This window comes from Vibrio sp. 10N.222.49.A3, from assembly GCF_041475145.1.
GTDB lineage: Bacteria > Pseudomonadota > Gammaproteobacteria > Enterobacterales > Vibrionaceae > Vibrio > Vibrio tasmaniensis_A.
In genome coordinates, this window is sequence record NZ_JBFRVM010000100.1 from 1 (window position 1) to 211 (window position 211).

At 39.8% G+C, this 211-nt stretch carries 1 pseudogene; it reads left to right on the forward strand.

The features are described from left to right. Positions 1–162: pseudogene (locus tag AB4589_RS17300) on the forward strand (IS5/IS1182 family transposase); the annotation flags it as partial. Positions 163–211 lie beyond the last annotated feature (49 nt).

Consider the following 211-nt stretch of genomic DNA (forward strand, 5'->3'; position numbering starts at 1 on the left):
CGTTCATTGTCAGAAACAGCGATGTATCGAGTTAAACAGTTGCTAGGAGGACGATTGAGCTTAAGAAATTACAATGCCCAGGTGGGTGAAACTTACGCGATGATAAAAGCGTTGAACAAGCTTACTGGGTTAGGTATGCCTGAAACTTGTCGTATTGATTAAGAAATACGCGAAACGGGGTTGTTCTATCTTTAAATTTAATTACGCAACA